Here is a 24768-nt window from a genome sequence, read left to right on the forward strand (position 1 = left end):
AATGTAAAGACTGCTTGTAGAGCTGGAATTTCCATGCACATCTGTGGTATATGTAGAATTTCGGAAATAGAAACATTTTTGATTGCTTTTTCAGTCTTAAAACCATTCCAGAAAGCATATTGAATTACTTTTTTGCATATGCTATAATGCCAGTAGGCAATGAATGATAAAAGTTGATCCAAGTGGAACAACAACAAAAAGACCAGGAGGGCAGTCCTGGCAATGTCATTAAGTTAAGAATTTTGACATAATTATAAAACACATCATATTTGCAATTGTTTGATAAATATGATGTGTTTTTTTCTTTTGTCTATTTTGCAGTACAACAAAAAGACAGATTGTTTATCTGTCAAAAAAACTTATAATTATCTATGATTAAGCCACTCTATATAGAAAGCTTACAGGTGCCTGGGGTTTGACTTTGCGAGGGTCTTTTCGACCAGGTCTTACTGGTAATACATGCTTTTCTATTAGGTTAATCACATCAAGTGGACTAAAATTGCGTTTATTACGGAGATATTCTCTACAAATATAAATGGCGATTGTAAAGTTCACCTGTTTTGTTTTATCATTGTTTTTCATTTGTTTTATTACATGTGTTGTTATTAATTCACAATAGTTATACAATGCAGATATGGGCAGAATCCGGAAAATCGGCTCTGCCCATTTGTAACTATTCACAAATCTTATATCAGTTTTTAACGTTTACACAAAACTTGAAACAGTCTCATATTTTCGATTGGCATATCAGAGATAGTTTGTCTATTTAAACATCTTTTATTTGAAATGTTTATTGACACATCCTCTGCATTTGTTAGGTCTTTAAAAATCGAAAGACTCATTCTTCTCTATATTTTCTGAGGTCTATTTAAGTAGCTCAATTATTATTGCTTGTTAATTTATTGTAAATTTATTTCCAATATCAGAAATTCGTTTTGCAATTGTTTGATTCTGTGTTACCTGATGCTGAATTGTATCAGAAACATCAGAGAGTTTTTCGCTTTTTTCTACAATACTATCGATCGCATTCTGATTTTGTGCTGTAATATCATGAATTTCTTCCATATGATTGTTAATCTGGGATGTAGAAGTAATCATTGTTTCAATGGATTTTGTAATCTCTTCCATTAAGTTTTGGATATTTTCTGCTATTGCACTGTTGTTATCAGACTGTTTTGCATAGCTTTCAAACTGTCCTACAACACTGTTTTGCATATAAGTTATAATCTTACAAAAACAATTGTTTACCACCTCAATACTATTGTTTGCTTCATTGCTTATCGTTTGAATATTTATTGCGGTCATTTTTGAAGTATCTGCCAATGCACCGATCTCCTCTGCTACAACCGCAAAGCCTTTTCCGGCTTCTCCTGCTCTTGCTGCTTCAATCGAAGCATTCAGGGAAAGAAGATTCGTTTTATTGGCGATGCTTAGGATTTCAGTTGCTAATTGATTAATTTTAGATAATTCATTCAAACTATCAATGGCATGTTCTACGGATAATCTGGTGCTGTCAAGTTCTTGTTTTCCATTTTCATATGCCTGCTGTGCATTATTACACATATCGTCCGCATCCAGTTTCACCTTTTTGCTCATCTGCAATGTTTCTGTAATTTGTAAAGCGATGGCTTCTACAATATCATTAATATGTTTTACCTCTTTATATACATTATCTACAGTTTTATTGGTATTTTCTAGTGATGCCGATAATTGTTGTGTAGCAGCATTTTGGTCTGTTGTGCTATCTACCATTTCAATTGCAGAACCATGAAGATTGTGAGCATTTTCTTCTAAAGTGCCACAACACTCCATCAAAGTCTGTACCATACCTCTTAATGATGTAATTAAATTACCTATAGCTTTTGAAATATTTCCAAGTTCGTCCTTATGTATCTCATGCTGTTTAATATCATCGTTAGATGTTAAATCAAACTGTTGTAACTTTATTATACCTTTTTCAATAGGCATCATAGGACACATCATTCTGGTGATAATTACAGCGGATACTATACCAAGAATCAGTAATATGATTGCACACATAATCAACAACTGATTTCTTACAGAAACAACAGCCGCAAATAATTCATCTTCATCATCATTAATCATAAACAGCCATCCACGGTCTGCCATATAATAATAAGAGTCAATATAGTCTTTTCCATTCTCTTTGTGCTCTACATAACCACCGGCACTATTCGCAGTATCCTTATATTTCTCACATAACTGCAGCAGATACTCTTCATCTGTTTCTTTGGCAACCATTTTCGCCTGATTATGGAAAATATATTTATGATCCTTTACATTAATCATGCAGTAAGTCGCATGCTCCATTCCATTCATTCCAAGGCTGTCCAGCTTATTCACAAGCCCCTTAGTATAAATTCCACCCCCAACAAGTCCTGCAGGATTCCCACTTTCATCATAGATTGCCCGATACATGGAGACAATCTGATCGCCGCTTGCCGGTGATATAATGATTCCTGTATTATATACCCCATCCGTAGCAATCAGTGTATCCTGTAATGCTTTTAACGAATCTCCTTCTCTTGTAGTAATACCAACCACCTCGGCATTGGTATGGGCAAGTACATGGGTATTCCATTCACTTGTATACAATCCCTCCAGATTATTTATATCCTTAGAAAAAGATTCCGTATATTTCTGTGCCGCATCAATTGCTGATTTATTTTCCGGATTTTTGAGGACATTCAAAACTTCTCCTGCCTTACTGTATGCTGACAGAATCACCTCGGATTCCTGTACATAATTATCCACAATCTGGCTTCTCTCCTGTACGATTGTCTGCAGATTGTTGATTGCAGTATTTTTGCTATTTTTAGTAATTTCCATTATTACCATCACTGATAAACAGGTCATAACTATCATCTGCATTATCAAAATAGCTACGATTATTTTTTTGCAAAAATATTTTTCTTCTTCATAAAGTCCTCCAAAATTATCTTAATCTTATACCATCTATCTAAATATCTGAAGTAGCAGACATCGGAACCAGCAAATAAGTTACACCGTCAATTTTCCTCTTCTAGCTTTCATTGGCTTTTCATCCATGTCGGCTTTCCTTTTCCAACTGGAGTTGCTTTTCCTTATCCTTTTGAGAGGAATACAGCCTGTCTGCATCATATACGTAACCTTTATTTTTATTCGATCCCATATAAGTTTTTTCTTTAATGATATATTTATAGTGGCTCAATTGTCAAGACAAAATCTGAGATTTTTATAATGAACTGATATGGTTGATCAGTTACAGGGAACACTGGGAAAGTAGAGGAACTCTCCCCCTGTTCCATTTATGCTAAGCTACATATGGCAACAGCATTGCCGGATAGTAGCATTCAGCCGGTGTCTTATAATCAAGTGCAGAATGACGCCGTTCAAAGTTGTAAGTGCGGATATACTGTCCGATGGCAGTTCTGGCATCTTTGATGTTCTTGTATTGTGTCAGGTAGGCTTCTTCATACTTGAAGCTGCGAAACCAGCGCTCAATCATAATGTTGTCTGCCCAGCGGCTGTGCCAATCAATAATGGCTGTCAGATATAAAAAGCCACGCCTGATCGGAATATATGTAATGTCTATAGACCATGCCTGGTTTGGTATCATTTGTCACAGTGCAAATTGATTTTTTACCATCTTTAAAATAGATGGTAATATTATTTTGCTGATATTGGACGTAAACTGTAATATTAAAAAAATCTTTAAAACGAGTTCTTAGTTACAAAAAGCTCAAACGCTTATAACGTATAAAAAGCCCACAATTCCGGCAGCAATGCTCCCAACGATTGTGGCTTTTTATGTTCAAAGTTTTGTATGTGTGCCATCGCTTAGTAGTCCATTACTACTAAGGAATTATCCCAACACCTTTGCCTTTATCTCGATTCCGCCCATGAGCCTTAGTAGTCTAAACCGTAGTAATTCCAAGGCTTTCTGCCATATATTGCCCTGTGTTGCCCCAGTCTGCGAAGGTATGCATTATCATAAAACTGGAGTACCGTGGCATACAAATAGTATTTTTATCATCTATATTAAACCTCCTAAAATGCTTGATTTTACTGTATTTTCAGCACTTACAACAATTCCGCAATATTTCTATGATAGTATTTTTGTTCACATTTTTAGAATATTTTGGAATAACTTTGCATAACTTTTCCTTCGTTTGGGCTAAATACTGGGCTATTTTCAAACCTTTTAGCCCACAACCTTTTTCATCTCTTCTAAGGCATCCTCAAACTGTAAATGAGTATATGTATTAAGGGTAACTCCTATATCTGAATGTCCCATAATATATTGTAATGTCTTTGGGTTCGATTTTAATTTCCCAACATATTTGCCTTAGAATATAATGTTTTAATTACACTCATTACTTCATCAGAGCATAAAATTTTCTTCAATGCCTCTTTAAATTCATCAATATTATTGCATTCATATGATGGTTCAAAGCACTCCATATCATCTGTAAAATCCTTTCCTACCGTAATCGCTACTGGAAAATTGCATTCAAAATTTGAATACATAATCATGATAGTCTTGCTATAATCATCTAATACTGGAACTACTACATTAAATATTGTTGCCGCTTTATATTCTATTTCATAAGTATTAACTTTCATATAAAGTGGTTTTCCATATAACACAAACCCCGTTTTATCACCTAAAGCTGAAATTTGCTCCTTGAGAATAGTTTCTGGAAAATCACTTGTATTTTTTTCCAAATCTTTGACATCCTTAAATCCCCATAAATCTATAGCCATTTTTCAACCTCCTAATATTTCAAACTTTATTGGTAAATGATCAGAAAATCTTTCCTTATCTATTGTTGTATTTGGCACAAAATTATATTTTTTTGTTTTTTCAACTATTTCAAAATAGTTCCAACTAAATTTTTCAATATAACATGGTCTTAGTAAAACCGAGTCAAAAGAATACCAATATATTGCATGATCATCTTTGTCACTAGAATTATAATATGTGCCTTGAACAAGTTTATTAGCCCCCATCAATGACCACATTGGATTGTAGTAAAAATACACTATTTCGCCATCAACTTCACGCGTTATTTTAGCAGCATGGTTTGCTGACATTGTCGCATTAAATCCATAACCACTACAAATTCCTGCTTCATATGGTTGCATATTAAAGTCTCCCACAATAATTGTTCTTTTTTCCATACTCTTAAATATTTCTTGTTCATATTTATTCAATTCTCTTGCTATATGATTGGCACGATTATATTGTGCTTCATTTGATTTTGACTTTTTACTTAAAAGATGAACAACAACAAGCAAACAATCTACTCTACTATTCTTTTTAATTTTATAAATAGAATAATGATTTTCTTCTTTAAATGGAATTATATCTATTCCATTCCTAGCTAATACTCTTATATCATTTTGTGTACTAATCCGAATATCATTCCATTCCTTACCATTTGTTTTTAGACTATTTATAAGTGAAGTAATATCTATCTTCTTTGCCTCAGCCAAAGCAACAATATCTGTTTGATTTTCCAATATCAAATCTTGTAACGGACCGATAAGATTCTTATTATACATATTCCAAAACAAGTACCTAATGTTTCTCACCCCTTTTGCATAACAATCTGTAAAATATATTATAAGATTACAACATTTTTTTACAGAGAAACGCTCCAGCAGAACCAGAACGTTATTTTTTTTCTAATACCAACAATCTTGAGTCCTTCAGTTTGCACTTATAAGAATATTTATTTTTTTCCAAAATTCCAGAAAAGCAAAGATAATAGTTTAATGCTTCATCCCTCTCCTCTGGGATATCAGTTAATTCATTGCTTAAGTAATTATACACATATGGAGATATTGATATCTCACATATCTGTTTTTTACTATTCCTACTTAAAATCTTAAGATAATACATTTTTATATCTGCCCCACCTTTAGGGATATATTTGTAAATGTACAAGGCACATTTTCCATAATAAATTTTCTGTATATCCATATCCTCTTTCAAATTCCCAGAATTAAAATTCTTATGTGGCAAATATTTTCTTTCACCACCATTGCCATTAAAATCGAAGAAATTATTTTTGCTTTTCTTCTCTCCTCGCACCAGCAAACCATTACCATCCATATTGTTAAAAACTTTTTTCAGCATCCTATTTAAACAACTTATCAAACGATTTCTAATATCTGTTGTGTCCAAATCCTTATAAAAATTGTTTGTTTCCTTTTTCGATGCCATTTTATGCCTATAAGGACAATCTATATCATGCTTTTCCGTATCTGACTCTATCACTTTAAAGTATCTTCGTTGATTTCCTCTTGCAACAGTAAGCGGAGCCAATTTGCAAATAGGGCAAAACATATGCCCGTCATATTTTCTTATTGCTTCCATCTGATTTTTATCATATAAATCCCAATAAACACTTGCTGGGTAATTTGTATCATTCTCAAAATAAAATTCATCATATTTATTTTTCATGCTAAACAATCCCTTTCTTACTTTAATTTTCCCTTACCTCTATTAAATATTCTTACTATCTCATATCAAAACCACACCCTTATTATATTATATTATATCGTCATTTTCTCTTCTTTTCCATAGAAAAAACGCCCCAGCTATAAAACCAGAGCGTTACCTATCTTCCATATTAAATTACCTTAAACATCTTCTGCGACATCATCGTTTTCTCTTTTTTCTGCTCAACCTCCGCCTGTGCTTTCCTAAACTCTTTCATTCGTTTCAATTCTTCCTCTGCATCATCGAATCGGATATGTGTGTACACATTCATTGTGACCGATATATCCGAATGCCCCATGAGGTACTGTAACGTCTTGGGATTCATTCCCGATTTTGCCATGTTCGAACAATAGGTGTGTCGGCATACATGAGGGTAATATTGGGCATCTGTACATTAATATTTTCCGTCTGCTCTTACACTCTCTCCCGGTCTTAATACTCTACGTTTGGAATCTCGCCTTGTCTGCCCTCTTCCTGCCTTTGCCATTATACCCGCCTCCTTAGTTCTGGATGGTTACGCAGATACCTTTCAAAAGCTACACTGAGAATCAATTTGCGTTCTCCGTAGTATGCCAGAAAATCTTCTCCATCCGTATTATTCAATAAATCATAAAATTTTCTCCGACTCAAAACAAAATATTCAATTGCCTCAAAACGAATAAGTCTTGCATCAAGATATTCACAAGCCAAATATCCCGTCTGCTGAGAAAGAGCAAACTTCTCGACAAGTGTTCTAACCAAAATGCCACTAATATATTACTGTTTTTCTATAGAAAAATATCCAAACCATAAATTAGCATGTCATTCTTCTTTTACTTCTCCGACTATACCTTTCGTAACCTCTCCATCTGTTTCAATTCTTCCTTGTCAGCATCAAAACCGATATATCTATACGATATTCCAAAACATAGCCAAGGATATCTTCCGGATTCATACAGAATTCTTCTGCAACAGCCCGTATCTTATCATCTATCATAGCCTTATTCTTTTCTCTGAATTTTTCTAATTCCTCTCCCTTTAGCAAAAATTCGCTGATTCCATTTGGATATGCACCCAGCTTTTTCATTAGTGCCTGTGAGGCATAATTATCAATGTCCACCCTCACCCGAAAGAATCTGTTTCCCGTAAGGACTCCTAATTTTCTTAAAAATAAAGATACTGCCTCTGTTCCATATCCTCTATGACACCATTCTGATTTTAATTCAATTGCAAGTTCCCAGTCTTGTTTTCTTAAATCTTTTATTGAGCAATACCCTAAATAATTGCCTGTAGCCTGATCATATATGCTACATACAAAGGATTGCTTACTCATAAAACTTTTCCATAATTCATCTCTGAAATTTTTTTCTTTAAATACACCTTTCATGCAACTATATTCATAGGAAACAGCTATGTAATCATTTTTCTCGCTTTCTTGAATGACCCGTATACATATTTTGTCATTTGCAGCAAATACCTCTCCATGATACGGAAAAAATATTTTATCAATATTCCTCACTGACTCTGCTTCTTTCATTTTTTCTATTTCATATATTCTTTTTTCCAATGTTTCTTTTATAGCGTTTACAGCATCATTGGATTCCTTTTCTTTCCCACTATTACTTAATACAATCGCTTCTTCCAATTCTGCTATTATATCCGTATATATTGTTTTTTCCATTTTTCTCCGATACAGTTCTCTTTTTTCCTTCATTAACCTATTCCCCTTCCATTTTAAATTTCTGATGATCCATAATATCCCTGAGTAGCAAAAATATTTCAGTTACAACAATTAAAGATGCTCCAACCTTTACAATAAACTTTCCATCCTCATCATCATTTTTTTCTGCCTCTTTGGCAACTCTTTCAAATATTCCCAGCAACCCAACATTTGCTACCCTTTGAATATTTCTGTTAATCGCTTTACTCTCTTTGTAGATTTCTCTTAGTAATTCTCTGTTTGTCATAGTTACTCTCCCCTCTTATCCAACCATATCTTTAATATTTGCAACCACCTGTATTTCTCCATTCTCTACCGGCTGTATCCTCGTCACATCATTTGCCTCCTGTACTTCCATAATGCCCTTTATCTCAGCAAGATTGTCCTCACATGTATCAGCAAGAGCATCACAATCCATATAATCTGTCAGAGCATACAGGCAGTTCAATTCCTTCGTTTTCGCTTTCTTCTCTATCCTGAGTTCCCTAAGCCTTTTGAATACTTTATATCCTTGTGCCGCATTGCAATGGGCATCCTCTGCTTTAAGCAGGATGGCTTCAATCTCATCATCAAGCTCTCTTATATCCAGCTGGAGATTTGTTATATACTGCCCGGCATTTTTATAAAATTCTGCCTGCTGTTTGGCAAATGCAAGCCAGTCATTTTCTTTTCCATCATAGGGCGTTTCCTTTCTTTCCTCAAACATTGTTTCTTCACCACCTTCGTATGTATATGTATGTTCCATGCTAAACTTTTGTTTTCTGTCTTCATAACCTATCTGCATTCCGCGCAATTCCGCTTTGCTCGGATCCTTATCCCTTAAAATACAATTTTCAAATAACTTCTCATATTTTCTTGGCCTGTACTTTCTGTTCTCAAGTCCTTTTATACATTTAAGAGCCTGCTTTGCTTTTGCCGCATTTGCACTTGTTCCAAAATTATTCTGAAAATACTCTATACGTTGCAATTCGTCTTTAATTTCTCTTCTGTTTTCCCGGCAAACTCTTAGCAGCTCGATCAGATCTATAGCTTCCTCATCATTTGTCTCACACAGTTCGATATAATGGAGAATATCACAGATTTTCTGATCAATATCGGAGTGTTTACTTGCCAGATCCTCCCGATAATCCTTAAGTCCCTCCACAAGATAAGTAAAATGTGTCAAATACTCTGCCCAGTCAATCTCAGACAGATCATACGAGGACACATCCTTCTCAACCTGTTCCGTCAATTCATCATATGTCAGTTCTTTTATCGGTGAAAAATATTCCTCGACACCTGTATTTTCCTGTTTTTCCATATCATTCACTCCCATTTCTTCAGCAGGACTAACCTCTTCACATTCTGCTGCATCTGTTTCATCTTCGCTATCTTCTATCGGTATCATGCAATAAAATGCTGCCTTTTTCCCAACACATATCCGGCTGTTTGCCTGCGCAAATGTAAATACCATTGCATCCTGTTGACTGACTACGGATACCAGCTGGTCTGCCTGGTTTGTTCTATAATAATTTCCACTATAATCCATAATGTAGTACAAAGAATCTGTTCCCATAGGCACCTCCTAACCTACCCTTTAACGCCTCTTTTATCCTAAAAAAATAAGGATCAGAAAGCAGTTCGCTTTTATCTGATTCCTATTATAAAAATGAAGGTGTCCCATAATCACCCCTCGGACTTCGAATCTACGTTCTTTATCCACTATTCAATGCTTCCTCAATCAAAAAAGGATTCTGCATTTCTACAAAATTCTTCTGATCACTAACATCTCCCCAAATCCCCAAAGCAGTTTTATATTTTAGCTATATCCTAAAACTTTACTCCTCTTCCATTTCCTGCTTTTCTCCTGACAACTCCGCACCATAACTACAGCTGAGCAGCCCTATAATACAGCCGCAGGCTCCTATTCTCGCAAAGACAAATGCTATCCTGCTCAATATTTTCCCCATCTTAGAAAGAGTTTGTAATGTTTTAAGGTTTTTCATTTTGTTATCCTCACTTTCTTCTGTCTTAATTTTTTCTGTTGTACCTACAGAATTTTTCATATTTTCTAACTACGCTTTTTAAAAATTCCTATTTTAGTCTGACTAGCATCACTTTTATACTTATTAAAAACAAAAAACGCAGCACCGAATCACCTCTGTGATTTCAGCTCTGCGTCTTAGCGTCTGGCTATTTACAATCTGCCATGTCTCTCTTTATCTTCGCCTCATCCTACTGCCTTCCTGCATCAAATCGAACCATGAATTCTAAAAGCTGTTCATCCGAATAGTCCACCTTTTGATTTACTATCCGGCAGGCAAGTCCATGGACCATAAAATAACGTATCAGCCACTCTGCTCTTGCTTCCTCGATGCTTATATTTAAAAATTTTGCAAACGCTTCAATTACCGGCTGAAAATCCAGATCAATCCCCAGATCATCTACCGGACACCTTTCTGCATAAGACGATTCAAAAAGTAATCGGAATATGTTCGGTTCGCTTCTTGCAAAGGCAATGTAGTCCAGTCCCACTTCTCTCATTGGATATTCGCTCTTTTTTCCTTTTGGAAAAACAACCTTCCTTTTCATATATTCAAATGCCTGATCAAAGACTGCTAATTTCAGTTCTTCAATCGTTGCAAAATTATACATGACCGGCTGCGTAGAGCATTTTAAATAAGCTGCTACATTTTTTGCATTGATTGCTTCAATTCCATCTGCTCTTGTAATTTCAAATGCAGCATTTAAAACCATTTCTTTTGTTATCTTTACTTTCGGCGGCATATATAAGCTCCTTTATGTAATTCTTATTATATAACTTCTGTTACATAATCTCAATAATATTTTAATTTTATCAGTTAGACGAATAAAAAAACATTTTTTTCCAAAACTATTTTTATGTAAACAAGTAAATAACATACTTTTCTTTTTATTTGGCATTCGGATTTTTTATGCACAGAGTTTTTCAATTTATTTTGTCCCAGGATCTAACGTTATTCGGACAAATCTGCGCAAAAAAGTTCCACAAAATCAGCCCGTACATCATGGCAAAATTGAAACATAAAAAGAAAGGAGCTATGACTATATGAATTTATTTAAACTCTCTCCTGACACCTTATACAATTTAACCTGTGATGTTATCGACACCTTGGAATATATGATTCCAGAATCTTCCTTTTTGAGCAATAATGAAGTATATGCCCAACTTAAGGAAACACTGGGATATTCCCTCGTTCACATCCGAAATGTATTTGATTTTTCCATTGGCACGACACTCGCAAAATACATTACAAGGAGAAAATATACTTACCTGTTGTTGAAAATATCAGCAGAAAAGTTCGAGCAACTGACAATGCATGCAACTGTTTTTTTTATACAAAAGTTTAAAACCAAATGCCTCCAGGAATTCCCTGAACTTGCAACCTCATATTCTTTGAAACACATGCAATTGCCTATTGATAAACTGTTTCTTAGGGAACATATTCATATGCTATTTTTAGAAAAAAGCGAAACAGAGCTTCTTAAATCGTTTTATTTTAATATAACCGCAGATCGTATTGCGTTTGATATTAAGAAAAACTCAAAAAACCTAGTTGTTCAATCATTTGGCGGTAAATTCATTGATTTAGAAAGAAATTACTTTGTATTTCGAAATAAAATTTTTAAGATCATCACGGCAATCTGTAATGTTCCACAACAGACAGCAGATCCTTTCCTTAGCAGCCTTTTGGGTCAACCGGTCATCCTTAGCGAAAACCATCCTGCTGATGCCAATTCCGTTGTGTATAAGTTACATCAATTTTTGACAAATACCGCTCCTCTAACCGAGAGTTTTTCAGTAATGTTAGAATGGGGGGCTAAAAACGGCTGGGGTTCCAGCAATCTCATTTCCTCTCTTACCGTTGAAGATGGTAAAATACAGGAAGTAGAATTTGTTTCAAAACCGTTCCTGGTGTTTGACGATGAAAATGTCCGATTAGATTTGTCCTTCTTTGACTAATGATCATATGAAATATTTTTTTCATATAGCAATTGGCAACTCAATCTGTCGATTGCTATATGTTTTATTCCAAAGATTTCCCTATCTCAGTCCATCCCGATTCTGCAATCTGTCAATCAGTGCAATATCTGCCGGCAGCCACTCGACCTCATTTAAAGAATTTTGATCTAACCATCGTGCTGCCTGATGTTCTTTTAACACCAAATCCCCTTTTATTACCTCACACCAGAAGCAATCCATCGAAAGATGAAATGTCGGATAGTCTATTCTATCGTTTCCACTAACTCTCCAATGGTGATTTCTGTATCCAGTTCTTCTAATATTTCTCTTTTCAATACTTCCACCTGCCAAATCCGCAGTTCTGTGCCGACTGGTATACCGGCAAAATAATGGACTTCAATTCTTCTGCAAATACAGGATACTCCAGTCCTCTTCTATAAACACGATAGCGAATATCGTCACTGTTGATATGTTCTTTTGCACATTTTTCAAATTCTTTATGAACTATGTCATTTTTCCACATCAACTGATATGAATGGTATTCCTGTTGTGCAAGTTTTTTAAAATATGTATCCCAATCCGGCAAATTGTTGCTTTTAGAACTGTTGATGCTCTTTGTCGTAGGATTCAGATTCCACATTTCATCATGTGCCACATAGGACCATGGTACAAAATGATCGATAGAAATGTTCTGCACCGTCAATATCTCATCCCCATAGATTTCACGGATCGGTTCTAAGGATAAAATAAGTTTCCAGTAGTTCTTTATTTTTTCGAGTTTACGCTCCTTTGGCGGATACAGTTTATCTGCAATTCCCGGAACATTCGGATTGCGTTTTTGAATGTATAAGATCATATTGTATTCAAGCCAGCCCCAGATAATCTGCTGATTTTTTACGATATATTCTGCCCAGTCTTTCTGTATGATAATTTTCGTTGCAAGACCGTTCAATGCTGTAAAATAATAGATCAGGCGGTTTTCCTGATTGATTTTTTCTATTAACTTAGTTTCTCCAACATTCCAATCCTTTCCTTTTAGATTTTCTAAAAAAGGAGACTGCAAACGATACGGTACATTATAGGTCAATGCCCGCTTTTTACTGATCAGCTCTTTGTCCTCCGTATTTTTCAAAAAATCTATAATAACCGTTTTTTCATCTTTGGATTTTAACTCCGGATTCTTTTGCTTTATCAGCGTGACCAGACTCTCTAATGTATCTTTTGGTCCGAGATTCAGATGATACTCCGTTACCATGTACCACGCGTCCGCGATCATCTCATCCACTAACTCTTCATAGGTCAATTCCAGTTTTCCTTTTGTTACTTTTTTCACAATTGCTTTAAACCAGAAAAATTTGTAACACTCCGTTGTATTCCTGAATAATTGCCCTAAATACTCAATATTCAATTCCTCAGAATATGGTAATTGCATTGAACTGCCTCCCCTGTTTATGTCATTGCATTTTTCGCTTTACCACAGATCATATGGTTTCATGGTCTCTGCATTCCTGTATTCATGCTTCTCATAATATCCGATCAATTCTCCTTCATCTCTCAATGCCACCATATACACATCCTTATTCTGCTTTTCGTTATGAGATGTGTAAACTATGTTGTGGCTTCCATCCGCTGCAAACCAGTCAAGCACCTGCTGGATTTTTTCTCCCGACTTTGGATTATGACACCCTAAGAGACTTCTTCCGAGCAGCTTGTCCCCACCCCATTTCTCATAATTCAACACTGCCGCCGGATTCATATAAATAATCTCATGCTTGAGATTGCAGATCACAACCGCACATCTGTCCTGATCTATAATACTTTTATAAAAACTCACATAGGATTTGAACTGTTCTTTTTTCTCATTTTCGTGCATCATCTTAAATTCCTCCATATCTTCCGGTTTTCACTTCTCTCATTCTGACTCTCTTCTTTCCTGTGCCATCAGCAGAAGTTTTTCAAATGACTGTGCAAATCTCACATCATCCTCTTCTGTCCGTTTTTTCGTTCCCTTAAAATGATTCTTATTCGAACTTCTTCTGGCTTTTTTATTCAGATGTCTTTCCATCAGCATTTGATCAATGTTGTCATCTGTGTACCATTTACCGGACTGGTGAATGGCATACGCTCCTTTTCCTAACGCCATTGCAGCCACCCCATAATCCTGCGACACGACAACGTCTCCCTTATGGCAAATACTGATCAATTTATAATCGACCGCATCTGCTCCGGCACCCACCACGATCACTTCACTGTAATCCGAGTGCAGGACATGATTGGTGTCACATAGCAGGGTTACGGAGATATGATGTTTTTTAGAAATTTTTTCTATGATGTCCACCACCGGACAGGCATCTGCGTCTACAAATATTTGCATGGATATTTTCTCTTTGCTAATCTTCTTCTGTTTTTGCTAAATAATATGTCTCTGTCCCTTTTGAATATTTTACTACTTTTTATAATATAATCCTCCTAGTATCCCCTGTATATTCATTTATTTACAAAAGATTCCTCTTTTTCATTTAAAGACTCTTTTTGCGCATAACTGTCACATTTACTAAGTGCATAATTGAATGATGTAGCATATGGATTCTGAGAAAGTTCATCGTCTCTTACATATCCAAAACGCAAAATCTTTCCATCCTCCAAAACAGACTGCTTGTCCGTTCCAAGCATTTTCACAACCTGCTTAATCACACCATCGACTGATACATTACTATGAGATACAATAAGAACAGACTTACCCTGTGCAATATAACTGTTTGCAATCTTTGCCATTGTATATGTTTTACCGGTTCCCGGTGGTCCCCAAACTGTCACAATATCATCTGTCTCAAGTTTGTGTTCTACTGCCGGCTGTCCTTTCGGTACATTTGCAATGTCTGTGTCAGTTGATAAATCCGGTCCCTCTTCCATTATTTTAATTGCCAATTTATTAATATTAGGATTAAGGGAATTCATCTTCTTGCCTAACGCTTCAAGAAGTTTCCAAGGCTCTACCATCAGATATGCTGAGCTTACCTTATCATTCAGATCTCTGTCCAACAACAAAAGTATCTGAAAATCTTCGCAAGATAAAACCGAACCTACTGCTCTCAATCCACCTGCTGCCTCCACTACAACCGGTGCATCATCGGGCAGATGCAATTCTGTTTCCATCTCAAATAGATAAGTGTAGATTCCTTTATCACTTTTGACCAGTTTGTTTCCATTTACAATTTTATATTTTTTACCTTTTCCTTGTTTCAGGTAATGAATTTCTCTTCTTAATGCATCAGAGTATTCCTTTATATCTGATGAAGTATATGCTGGCTGCTCATTAGTCGCAGACATACTGCTTCCATCTGCCATAATGGTATTTGTACTTTTTGCTCCATTGTCCATTGTTTTAATAAGCAATCCAACAATATCAATTGTCCTATTATACTCTGCTTCTGTCATCTGACACACTGCTACCTGCATCAACATAGTTGTCTTAGATATGTTAATTTTATAGGATGTCGTAATTTTCTTATGATTGCTGCACAGAAAGATAAATTCGATTGTTGATCCACTTATAAATTTTTTCTTATCATCTTCCGGAATACTAATCGTTACATTCTTTGACCTATCATGTGTCAATAACTCATAATCCATTCTTGAAGAATGCATTTTTCCAAATTTATCTGTTATAATGCACTTTTCGAGAACTGAATCCACTTCTTCACCCTTATTAACATAGAGAAACTTAAATGATGCTTCTATTCTATCTGCAAACTCCTTTATTACAGGCAATGTCATCTTAAAATGTGAATCATTGAAATTCTTTGAAATCACGGGCTGATATGCACTTTTTACTTCGGAATTTACTCCTTTTTCCACAAATGCCAGTCGCATTACATCCAATACATCATCCCTGACACTACTCTCAATCGCCTGCGCCATTAAAAACTTCTCGATATTAGAAAGTCCCATTTTAAGCTCTCTTTCACTCTTAAATGGGACTCCCTTCATAGCCTCTCCAAGCCCAGCCCGAAAAAGCATCTGCATAATATTCTTTTCTACTGAATAATCGGCAAATAAATCATTGCATAATGCGACACACAGTTTTCTATTCTGATATATATCGTATCCGTATCCTTCTGTCATTTTCTCAAATATTTTAACCATTTCTGCTGTATGCCACATAATGTTCACTCTCCAATACTTAGTTTATTAAGTTCAATCTGACCTTGTGCAATCTCTTTTGTCCTTCATGGACTGTAGACTATCTATAGCATTGCGAATTTCAGATACACAATTCAAATTTATATTCTTAATATTCAAAAGTATATCATTGCTTATTCCTTGCAAATCCTCAATATCCGAATAGCCTGCCCTTAACAAGCAACTTTTCGCTCTTGCTGATATATTGAAATCTGCAATTTTCATAAACACACCTTCTTTCAATCATTGTCTTCATAGGTCTGTTCTTCATCAACTGCAAACTTATATGCAGAAAGAATATCCCTAATTCCTTTATCCGGATTTTGACGTTTCACATCTAGAATTTGAATAAAATCTCGTATCATTGTTCGTGGTGTAATAAATGTCGTCTCTCTTTTCAGATATGCCAGTTTCACGAAATCAATCATTTCATCTTCTGTAATCACTTTCTCATACTCATACAACTGGGCATGTATTTCAGCAAGTTTTTCCAAAAGTACATACATTTCTTCTTTAGTCAGAGGAAATACTTTTATAATCGGAGTCATCATATTTATGATTCCCGTATCTTGATAAGAACCTGTAGACAAACGTGAACGCATTGCTTCATAACTAAAAATACCTTTTTTCTTATCATAGATACTCTTCGGAATACCACCCATTATTATTCCAAGATACTCTGCCTTACCTTGAAGTGCAGCATTATACATCATTAAGATTTTTTCATAATTGTTCTGGCGAGTTATACCATTTGCAGTATTACAAATATATGCAAGTTCATCTATCAGGATAATGAACCCTTTATATCCTGCAAGGACAAAGAATTGCGACCACAGCATAATATAATCAAACCAATTTCCGTCCTCTACTATTGCATTTATTCCCAATTCTTTTTTTGCTTCCTGATTTGTCTTAAATTCACCCCTAAACCATCTGAGAACATTTTCTTGACCAGTCATCTTTTCATTAATATCTGAAGTTCTGCTTGCTTTCCAAAAAAGTCTCAATCCCATTGTAAACTCATATCCATATGCTAAAGTTTGTAATTTTGCACAGTCTTCCAGCATAAGTGTTTCTGCTATATGTTCGATATTTGTTTCGCCATAAGGATTCTGAGTCATTTGAGCTGCGGCACGTGCGAACATATTATTTACCCAAGATTCTAGCACCTTTGTTAACGCTCGCCCCGACTGATTTGTCTTATTAGATACATTTGACATTAATTCTCGGTATGTAGCTAGTCCTTTTTTCTTTGTAGAATTGCCAATCAATGCCCTATCAGGAGATAAATCTGCTTCTGCAACAATAAAATCATTTTTTACACAATATTCCTTTATTGTCTGGAGCAAGAAAGTTTTCCCACTACCATAATCACCTACTACAAAGCGAAATGTAGCTCCACCATCTTGAATAATCTCTGTATCACGAAGAAGAGAATCAATTTCTTGTTCTCTTCCCACAGCAATATAACCTAAGCCCTCTCGAGGGACAGTACCGCCCCCGAGAGAGTTCATGATGTTTCTATATGTTTTTTTAGGTATATGCCTTTCCATATCAAAATACACCTCTTTTACGTATAATCTTTTGGTCTTCCGCAAACCTTGCATTTTTTACTAAATAATCCGATGAATGAGCCACCACAATACTGGCAAACATTCATCTGTCTATAATGCATCTTCTGTTTTTCAGCCTCCTGCTTAGCCTTAGTTAATTCTGCCTGTTGCAATTCTTCTAATTTTCGTACTTTCTCTGCTTTACGCTGTTCCTCTTTTTGACGAGATTTTTCTATGGTTTTTCTCAGTTTTTCTTCCAACTGAGAGCTACGTTCTTCTTCTGCCTTTCTTAACTCTTCCTCTTTTTTCCTTTCGGCTTCAAGTTGCTGACGGGCGGTATCTGCCTTTTTAAGTTCATCTTCTAATCGGAGTCTCTGTTCTTCTGCACGCTTTTGTGCCTCAGTTGCTTTTGTACGTTCTGTTTCTTCCAACTCTCGACGTGCTTCTGCGACACGGCGTTCTTCTTCAAGCCTCTGCCTTTCTGTCTCGGACTTTTTCAATTTATCTTCCAATTGAGCACTTTTTTCTTCAGCAAAACGACGCTGTTCTTCAATCATCAGCTCAGCCTTATTTTTATTATAATAAGCATCATGCTGTTCTTTTAACTCTGCTAGATAATCTTCCTCTACATAAGGCAATATTTCATCTGTATTAATGACTGTTTCCTCATAGAAGTCCAAAGCTTTTTCATTGATGTGTTCCAAAATTATTTTATAATTTGGGAATGGAGAAACTAACTTCAAAAATGTTGCTACACTCTCAGGCTGATCTGCTACCAGTACATCCAGAACTCTTCTTTCCTCACTCTCTAAAATCATATAGAAGTTTTCCTGTTTTTCTTGAATTATCTGTGGCTGTACCTGTGAGTCAGTCTCACTAACCACATCAGTCTCTTCTTGAAGCTCTTCCCAATCTTCACGTGCAACCAGTTTTTCCTGATTTTTACGAAGGATATTTCTAATCTGTTCAAATTGATGGAAATCAAGTGTAAGATCATCCAAAGTAAGTTCTTCAATAGATTTTGTATCATTAATACTGCTTTCTTTAATCTCAGAAGGACGATTTACCCTTTTTACAAATTGATATTCCTTATAATCAAATGTAGTATTCTTAAAACACTCTTTAAACAGATTAATCATTATACCATTCGCAGTAGTAAAGAAAATCTGTGTGTTTTGTTCTGCCATAGATTTCAAAATATCTAAGACATTTAATACCTGTGTATCATCCATTGTTGCCAATGGCTCATCCAAAAGTAAGAACTGTGGTGCATTCGGAGCTGCCATATGTAATGCAAACATTACAGCCATAGCAATAGTAGATCTCTGCCCTGTGCTCATTTCATATGTTCTTACCTCCTGTTTATTTAAGCCACGAACTGCATAAATTCCCTTATCGTCGATATCTAACTTTTCAAACTCCCCAGAATGATGCATCCATTTAAAGAATTTGCTAATTTGTTGAATATTGCTACGAATACCTTTTTCTACGAATGAACTTAGAGAAGGCATTTTTTCAAAAGCTTGTACTGCACTTGCACAACGTTCAACCATAGGCTCAGTTTTCTTGATTGTATCCTTATACTCTTTTAACATCTGTCTTTCAAATGCAATTGAGTTTTCAGATTCCAGACGTTCTACCTCTAATTCACACTTGTCATATACTGAATGATATATAGATAGCCAACTGTCAAAAATCTCTTCATCCATCAATTCATATTTTGTTTTTATTGTTTCCAGTGCCTGCTCAATATCCCGATTCTTATCCACATCAAGCGCTTCTATTTGTGATTCTAAAGTATGAATCTCATTTCTAAAAAGTTCTTCTGCTTGCTCATTCTGTTGAATCTTCTTTTTCTGTTCTTCAATAGTCGCCTCAGATAATGCTAATTCTTTCTGAATTTGCTGTAATCTGCTCTGAAGAAAATCTACATAGGTACCTTTCCCCACTTTTTTATATTCGAGGTATGTAGAATCTGTACTCGTGTACTCCCTACATGCATTTATGTTCTTTACTGAAAAGCCTTGATTATCAAGAGCTGTCTGTTGCTCAATAATTTCTTCTTTTCTTTTCTCCTTCTCAGCCCTAGATGCCACATAGTCATACAATTTATTATAGTCTGAGCCACATTTTTCTACCATTGGCACTACGGTTTCCAGTTCCAACAGTTCTTTTTTCGCTTTATCAATCAATTGCTGTCGATCTAGAATTTTCTCTAATTTGATAATATGCGTACTTAGTTCTTGAATTTCTCTAATTAATGCATCCATCTTATCATCAATAACTACAGCACTGTCAATGATATTAAGCAGTTGCTGTGTGCTATCGTACTCCTGACCGCAAAGAGGACATTTTGCATCGGTCACAAGGATTTTACCGATTTTTCTAAGTTCAATTGCTTGCTGTTCTTTTTCACCAAATGCTTTTTTCTCTTCATTGTATCTATTTTCAATCTGGCGTCTTTTTTCTTTAGTCTCGTTCAGTTCCTCCTCATACTGTTGCTTTTGTTCATCTGACAATTCTTCATAATCGTCAAGCTTTAAAAATTTAATAATGACAGGTTTCTGTTCAATTTTAGAAATATAATACATTTCCTTTTCAATCTGTGTTAATTCGCTTAAAAGCTCGTTTACTAATTCAATAGTTTCTTTATGGCTTAGCACATTTTGAACAATTGTCCAGTTATTAATATCTATATTAACACGATCTATCCTCTGCTGAATTTCAGTCTGCTTCTCACTTTCATCAAAAATCTTCTTTTTTATAATTCCATTTTCTTCTGTGAGCTTTGTGATTTTCTCAGATTTATCTTTGCGTTGTCTTGTATAAAGAAGATTCCTTTTCTTTGTCTCAGCTGTCTGCATAGCAATACTCTCAAAAGTCATCTCTTCCAAGTTATGTGCCGATAATACATCCACATATTTACGAATTGATTTCATCTCTTCTAGAATCTTAGAATATCTATCAAATGCTCCTCTTGGTAAACATGCACGACCACGCATTTTCAGAGTAATAATTCCTTTTTCTATCTCTTCCGACTTAGAATTATCTGTTTTATTTGCAAGACTATCCTCATAGAACTGCGCCATATTCCGAGCTTCACTTAATTCACTTCTCAGTTCTGTATATCGTTCGTTAAATGCTCTTTTAAATCTTTGCCATTTCTTCTCATGATCAACAACAGTTTCACCAAACATGAGATTTCCAAACATTGAAGCAAAACTATCCTCACTGTTATCAGACTCATGGATAAACTTATAAGCTGCTTCTGAATCAAATGCATTAAAACGATTAAAATTTTCATTCAGATTGGATTTCGTTCTTCCTATTGGAACACCATACCACACACGCTCTATTTCTTTATTATTCTTCTTTGAGAACCCAGGTGTAAATGTGCGCACTCCAGCCTCTGTATCATATACATGTAACTCAGGATAACTATCCGTTGGCATTTTAACTTTAAAATCCTTCACCCGTCGCACTTCTGATGTAAGTGCATACTCAATAGCTTCCAATACTGATGTTTTTCCCGAACCATTCGCACCATAAAATAGATTAATCTGACCAAATGTCATGTTCTTTTTATCAAAACAAAAATCTCTAAATCCCGTTGTATCCAAAGATTTAACCCACTTTATCTGCGTAACCTCAGAATGATTCATAATAGAATAATCATCATCCTGCACATAATCTGCATCAAATCGCTGCCCCGACAAGTAATTCTCTACTTTCTTTGCAGCATATGATTCGGTTAAACATGCTGTTAAATGTTCTTCTCTTAAAATACGATCCCATTCTTGCACCGGAGAGGCTCCAATTTCTTCATTGGATGTTTTCACGATTCCATTAATAAATGTAATTGTTTCATCCTCAGAAAATACATACTTTCTTCCGTAGGTCTTGTTACTCTCAATAATCTGAATTGGAATATTGTCAGAATTATCATCTAAAATATAGACGATATATACCATCGCCTTGCTGTTATCCTGACGTATATCATCATAATATAATTCCTTTTGAAACTTGCTCCATTCATCCTCTTTATCAATGATTTCATTAATATGAGTTTTCTTCTGATATACAATAATGTATTTTTCATCACTAAATTTTGCCTCACAAAAATGACATTCAAAACCTTGAATATCCATACTCTTCAGCTCACGAATACCAGTTTTCTGTACAATACGAGTAAAACCCTCTGCTTCATTTTCTTTATGTATAGTAACCACATGCTCTCTGCAAATATTCTTCATTGATTCAACAGCATGCATGTATTCTTCTTGAGTTCCGTTATCAAAAGTACTAGTTATTTTACTATCATTAATCAGCTCATCTATAACATCCAGTTCCACATCTGCATCCCATCCAATATCATCCAGATGCTTTTCATACAATGACTCTACAAATTCATCATATCCTGTCTGGTCATAAAGATTTTCCATAGAAACTGAATAACTATCTCTTAAATGTAATTTATATGCTATAGCATTAAAAAAACCAACATTAAGCAGAACTAAATAATTGGAATACGAATTACTTTGATTCCAATATCCATTTAGCATATTTGAACAACACTTAAATAAAGTTTCATATATAACTGTTGTCGCTCTGCTATCGCCTAGTTTATCAATTAGCTTACAGGAAAGTGGCATATATAATTTGTCATCTATATACATTGCCAAATTTTCTAAAACACTTTCCAAATCACAAAGGCTAAACTCTTCCTGTAAAGCACTTATAATTACCTTTTTCTGCTGTGCATTTATCTTAGTATAGTAAGATGCCATAATAATTAGTACATCATATTCCACTATGCTATCAAACTCAGCACGTGTAAATCCATATAACTGACGAGAATACTCATGCAACATTAATGTTATGACCTGTTCTGCAGATTTACCGGTTATATTATCTTTTCCCAAAACGCAGTATTCCATCTTCTCTATCTCCTCCATCTAATGTAATTTCATTAGTATCATTTTTCAATATATTCTAATCCAGTAAGTTCCCACCTTCTCATTTGGAATCTGCTGGACTTTAACTGCTCTGCTCTGTCCTCCTGCTGCAATCTTTGCAACCATACCTGCAAGCTCTGACCGTCTTAGTTTCGGAAATAAACCATCTATCCGAAAATATAATTTATTCCGACCTTGCTCTATCTCTTGTGTTATATATGCTATCAACTGACTTCTACTTCTAAATGTCAGCCTGTTTCTTTCAAAATAATTATCTTTTAATGAAATGCATTTCGGCATCTCATCTTCAAAGCTATGTGTTCTGCTTATAATCTCATCTGTTACATTGAAATAATCATATGCAATTCTTCCCTTGGAAGCTCCAATATCCCATGTCACGTCCACCTGATATGGACTCCCATCAATATCAATAACATTCCAAGCATGGTGTTCTTTCTTACCATTTGCCTCTGCTTCTCCAGTAGCCACAATACACTTAATATCCACCGCGTTCAGCAATACTTTTACAGCTTTGGCAATTCCCTCACACTGGGCTTTCTGCTTTGCAAAAACTCCTACAATGTTATGTGAGAGAACTACTCTAGTCGGTTCGTCCATGTCTGAGCCTTTAAAATCATATTTCACATTTTTACAGAACCAGTCATGGACTCTTACTTCTTTCTCATAATCTGTGCCTTCTGTCAGTTTTAACTGTGCAGCCAGATTATTCACTGCGTTTTCTATATTACGATTGTACTTTCGGACGGTTTCCCTGCTGTAAAAATACTGTGGACAGATTGCTGTATGACCAAATGCATCCGTCGCCCAGTTGCAGGCAGATTGATTGACATAGTATATCAACGGATTGTCCCTTGTCATTGCTCGGAATATTTTGTTGAATACTTCTTTTGTTAACTGTCCCTTGATTGGAATTGGAATGACGTCCTCATGAGCCATCAATCCATTGTAGAAAGCCTTGTAAACCGCTTGTTCCTGCTTATTCAGTTGTGCATAATAGTAGCGGTCTACAATCACATCCGCTTCCTCCTTTATTTGTCTATATAAGCCATAACCATAGTGACATCATCACCGCATCCAAGCTCACTTGTCTCCTTGAGCCACTTTTCAAGATTATCTCTTACCGCCTCGTATCCATGCTCGCCAATCATTTTATAATACTCTCTACAGGTTTTATGGAACTCCTCTTCGTTCACAAAACTGTTGGAAAATCCATCTGTCGAAAGCATATATAAATATGGCACATCATCTGCTGCATTCTTTCTCCTTACGGATGCTACTGCTTTTCTCCATGCATCCAGTTTGGATAAAGAATGTGTCTCTGTGCCAAGAAATTTTTCTGGTTCAACTAATGGCGAAATTTCATCTGCTGTAACATAATTAATATCTCCATCACCTATCTGAAATGAGAATACAAAGGTATCTGTAATCAGCATACCCAGAAGTGTAGTTCCATACAGAGAGTAAACCTTTTTCCAGTCGGTATTACCTTCTTTGTCTAATACGCTGCCATCTTTGTTCTTATAAAATGATTGTTTTACTCTTGCCTGCCATTCCTCACATATATCCTGTGCGAAACGCATATCGCCTTCTCTGTTCAGAAATGTTACCAGATTCGTAAGACCATCCTTTTCCTTTCCATAATTGAGCAGATAGTTTTTCATTACTGTGCAGAAAGTATTTACCGCAATTAAAGAACCTCTGTCGCTTCTGGGGCACTTTGAGCTGCCATGTCCATCTGCTACAGCTATAATCGTGATCTTATCTGAAATTTCTTCTATCTTGCAGTTATCCTGAAGAGGTAATCCATTCTTTTCGTGAGTAGCGCCTTTTACACTTTTACCAAATACATAACGCTTCATGAAATC

Annotated in this window: 20 protein-coding genes and 3 pseudogenes; 1 reads left to right on the forward strand and 22 read right to left on the reverse strand. The window is 35.4% G+C overall.

The genetic code is table 11. From position 1 onward, the window contains the following. Positions 1 to 894: 894 nt before the first annotated feature. The 12 genes and pseudogenes from WMO43_RS04460 to WMO43_RS04515 all read right to left on the reverse strand — a co-directional run bounded on the left by WMO43_RS04460 (position 895) and on the right by WMO43_RS04515 (position 10976). Entirely contained in the window at positions 895 to 2877 is a 1983-nt protein-coding gene (locus WMO43_RS04460) for a methyl-accepting chemotaxis protein (protein ID WP_353530191.1), read from the reverse strand. 436 nt (positions 2878 to 3313) lie between these two features. Beyond that, positions 3314 to 3613, reverse strand: a pseudogene (locus WMO43_RS04465) (integrase core domain-containing protein); the annotation flags it as partial. Positions 3614 to 4326: 713 nt separating this feature from the next. Continuing rightward, the gene (locus WMO43_RS04470; RefSeq protein ID WP_353530196.1) at positions 4327 to 4767 is read right to left on the reverse strand and encodes a hypothetical protein; all 441 of its coding nucleotides are present in this window, start codon (positions 4765 to 4767) and stop codon (positions 4327 to 4329) included. A gap of 3 nt (positions 4768 to 4770) precedes the next feature. Further along, entirely contained in the window at positions 4771 to 5526 is a 756-nt protein-coding gene (locus WMO43_RS04475) for an exonuclease/endonuclease/phosphatase family protein (protein ID WP_353530198.1), read from the reverse strand. 154 nt (positions 5527 to 5680) lie between these two features. After that, the gene (locus WMO43_RS04480; protein WP_353530200.1) at positions 5681 to 6472 is read right to left on the reverse strand and encodes a hypothetical protein; all 792 of its coding nucleotides are present in this window, start codon (positions 6470 to 6472) and stop codon (positions 5681 to 5683) included. Positions 6473 to 6641: 169 nt separating this feature from the next. Further along, positions 6642 to 6904: pseudogene (locus WMO43_RS04485) on the reverse strand (tyrosine-type recombinase/integrase); the annotation flags it as partial. A gap of 1 nt (position 6905) precedes the next feature. Continuing rightward, on the reverse strand, positions 6906 to 6998 hold the full coding sequence (locus tag WMO43_RS04490; protein WP_353530201.1) for an integrase DNA-binding domain-containing protein: 93 nt from the start codon (positions 6996 to 6998) through the stop codon (positions 6906 to 6908). A gap of 366 nt (positions 6999 to 7364) precedes the next feature. Continuing rightward, on the reverse strand, positions 7365 to 8204 hold the full coding sequence (locus tag WMO43_RS04495) for a GNAT family N-acetyltransferase (RefSeq protein WP_353530203.1): 840 nt from the start codon (positions 8202 to 8204) through the stop codon (positions 7365 to 7367). 4 nt (positions 8205 to 8208) lie between these two features. Next, positions 8209 to 8457, reverse strand: coding sequence for a hypothetical protein (locus WMO43_RS04500; protein WP_353530204.1), 249 nt, complete (start codon positions 8455 to 8457; stop codon positions 8209 to 8211). Positions 8458 to 8472: 15 nt separating this feature from the next. Further along, entirely contained in the window at positions 8473 to 9765 is a 1293-nt protein-coding gene (locus WMO43_RS04505) for a hypothetical protein (protein ID WP_353530205.1), read from the reverse strand. Between the two features lie 262 nt (positions 9766 to 10027). Beyond that, on the reverse strand, positions 10028 to 10195 hold the full coding sequence (locus WMO43_RS04510) for a hypothetical protein (protein ID WP_353530206.1): 168 nt from the start codon (positions 10193 to 10195) through the stop codon (positions 10028 to 10030). A 229-nt stretch (positions 10196 to 10424) separates the two neighbouring features. Beyond that, complete coding sequence (locus WMO43_RS04515; protein ID WP_353530208.1) at positions 10425 to 10976, reverse strand: TetR/AcrR family transcriptional regulator; 552 nt, start codon at positions 10974 to 10976, stop codon at positions 10425 to 10427. Between the two features lie 301 nt (positions 10977 to 11277). On the opposite strand from WMO43_RS04515, the gene WMO43_RS04520 reads away from it, so the two are divergent. Further along, on the forward strand, positions 11278 to 12192 hold the full coding sequence (locus WMO43_RS04520) for a hypothetical protein (protein WP_353530209.1): 915 nt from the start codon (positions 11278 to 11280) through the stop codon (positions 12190 to 12192). Between the two features lie 81 nt (positions 12193 to 12273). Here the strand turns inward: WMO43_RS04520 and WMO43_RS04525 are convergent. The 10 genes and pseudogenes from WMO43_RS04525 to WMO43_RS04570 all read right to left on the reverse strand — a co-directional run. Beyond that, positions 12274 to 12533 (reverse strand): annotated as a pseudogene (locus WMO43_RS04525) (NUDIX hydrolase); the annotation flags it as partial. Next, positions 12524 to 13624: an HNH endonuclease domain-containing protein gene (locus tag WMO43_RS04530; protein ID WP_353530210.1), complete on the reverse strand. Its 1101-nt coding sequence runs from the start codon at positions 13622 to 13624 to the stop codon at positions 12524 to 12526. The gene WMO43_RS04530 and the pseudogene WMO43_RS04525, both read right to left, overlap by 10 nt. A 39-nt stretch (positions 13625 to 13663) precedes the next feature. Beyond that, positions 13664 to 14068, reverse strand: coding sequence for a transcriptional regulator (locus WMO43_RS04535; protein WP_353530212.1), 405 nt, complete (start codon positions 14066 to 14068; stop codon positions 13664 to 13666). Positions 14069 to 14104: 36 nt separating this feature from the next. Next, on the reverse strand, positions 14105 to 14566 hold the full coding sequence (locus WMO43_RS04540) for a YaiI/YqxD family protein (protein WP_353530215.1): 462 nt from the start codon (positions 14564 to 14566) through the stop codon (positions 14105 to 14107). Positions 14567 to 14679: 113 nt separating this feature from the next. Continuing rightward, positions 14680 to 16356 carry an AAA domain-containing protein gene (locus WMO43_RS04545; protein ID WP_353530217.1) on the reverse strand — a complete coding sequence of 559 codons (1677 nt, stop codon included), beginning with the start codon at positions 16354 to 16356 and terminating at the stop codon, positions 14680 to 14682. Between the two features lie 33 nt (positions 16357 to 16389). Further along, on the reverse strand, positions 16390 to 16599 hold the full coding sequence (locus tag WMO43_RS04550) for a DNA-directed RNA polymerase subunit alpha C-terminal domain-containing protein (protein ID WP_353530219.1): 210 nt from the start codon (positions 16597 to 16599) through the stop codon (positions 16390 to 16392). A gap of 14 nt (positions 16600 to 16613) precedes the next feature. Then, positions 16614 to 17927 (reverse strand): ATP-binding protein, encoded by a 1314-nt coding sequence (locus WMO43_RS04555; RefSeq protein ID WP_353530221.1) that lies wholly within the window; start codon positions 17925 to 17927, stop codon positions 16614 to 16616. Between the two features lie 17 nt (positions 17928 to 17944). Next, positions 17945 to 22864, reverse strand: coding sequence for an AAA family ATPase (locus WMO43_RS04560; RefSeq protein WP_353530223.1), 4920 nt, complete (start codon positions 22862 to 22864; stop codon positions 17945 to 17947). Between the two features lie 45 nt (positions 22865 to 22909). Continuing rightward, positions 22910 to 23917 (reverse strand): transglutaminase domain-containing protein, encoded by a 1008-nt coding sequence (locus WMO43_RS04565; RefSeq protein WP_353530225.1) that lies wholly within the window; start codon positions 23915 to 23917, stop codon positions 22910 to 22912. Between the two features lie 14 nt (positions 23918 to 23931). After that, entirely contained in the window at positions 23932 to 24762 is an 831-nt protein-coding gene (locus WMO43_RS04570) for a PP2C family serine/threonine-protein phosphatase (RefSeq protein WP_353530226.1), read from the reverse strand. Between the last annotated feature and the right edge of the window lie 6 nt (positions 24763 to 24768).

This window comes from Maccoyibacter intestinihominis (genome assembly GCF_040096355.1).
GTDB classification, from domain to species: domain Bacteria; phylum Bacillota; class Clostridia; order Lachnospirales; family Lachnospiraceae; genus Maccoyibacter; species Maccoyibacter intestinihominis.

Coding starts and splice junctions, on each gene's coding strand:
- WMO43_RS04460 (WP_353530191.1), bottom strand. CDS start 2,877: ATGACCTGTTTATCAGTGATGGTAATAATGGAAATTACTAAAAATAGC.
- WMO43_RS04470 (WP_353530196.1), bottom strand. CDS start 4,767: ATGGCTATAGATTTATGGGGATTTAAGGATGTCAAAGATTTGGAAAAA.
- WMO43_RS04480 (WP_353530200.1), bottom strand. CDS start 6,472: ATGAAAAATAAATATGATGAATTTTATTTTGAGAATGATACAAATTAC.
- WMO43_RS04490 (WP_353530201.1), bottom strand. CDS start 6,998: ATGGCAAAGGCAGGAAGAGGGCAGACAAGGCGAGATTCCAAACGTAGA.
- WMO43_RS04495 (WP_353530203.1), bottom strand. CDS start 8,204: ATGAAGGAAAAAAGAGAACTGTATCGGAGAAAAATGGAAAAAACAATA.
- WMO43_RS04500 (WP_353530204.1), bottom strand. CDS start 8,457: ATGACAAACAGAGAATTACTAAGAGAAATCTACAAAGAGAGTAAAGCG.
- WMO43_RS04505 (WP_353530205.1), bottom strand. CDS start 9,765: ATGGGAACAGATTCTTTGTACTACATTATGGATTATAGTGGAAATTAT.
- WMO43_RS04510 (WP_353530206.1), bottom strand. CDS start 10,195: ATGAAAAACCTTAAAACATTACAAACTCTTTCTAAGATGGGGAAAATA.
- WMO43_RS04515 (WP_353530208.1), bottom strand. CDS start 10,976: ATGCCGCCGAAAGTAAAGATAACAAAAGAAATGGTTTTAAATGCTGCA.
- WMO43_RS04520 (WP_353530209.1), top strand. CDS start 11,278: ATGAATTTATTTAAACTCTCTCCTGACACCTTATACAATTTAACCTGT.
- WMO43_RS04530 (WP_353530210.1), bottom strand. CDS start 13,624: ATGCAATTACCATATTCTGAGGAATTGAATATTGAGTATTTAGGGCAA.
- WMO43_RS04535 (WP_353530212.1), bottom strand. CDS start 14,068: ATGATGCACGAAAATGAGAAAAAAGAACAGTTCAAATCCTATGTGAGT.
- WMO43_RS04540 (WP_353530215.1), bottom strand. CDS start 14,566: ATGCAAATATTTGTAGACGCAGATGCCTGTCCGGTGGTGGACATCATA.
- WMO43_RS04545 (WP_353530217.1), bottom strand. CDS start 16,356: ATGTGGCATACAGCAGAAATGGTTAAAATATTTGAGAAAATGACAGAA.
- WMO43_RS04550 (WP_353530219.1), bottom strand. CDS start 16,599: ATGAAAATTGCAGATTTCAATATATCAGCAAGAGCGAAAAGTTGCTTG.
- WMO43_RS04555 (WP_353530221.1), bottom strand. CDS start 17,927: ATGGAAAGGCATATACCTAAAAAAACATATAGAAACATCATGAACTCT.
- WMO43_RS04560 (WP_353530223.1), bottom strand. CDS start 22,864: ATGGAATACTGCGTTTTGGGAAAAGATAATATAACCGGTAAATCTGCA.
- WMO43_RS04570 (WP_353530226.1), bottom strand. CDS start 24,762: ATGAAGCGTTATGTATTTGGTAAAAGTGTAAAAGGCGCTACTCACGAA.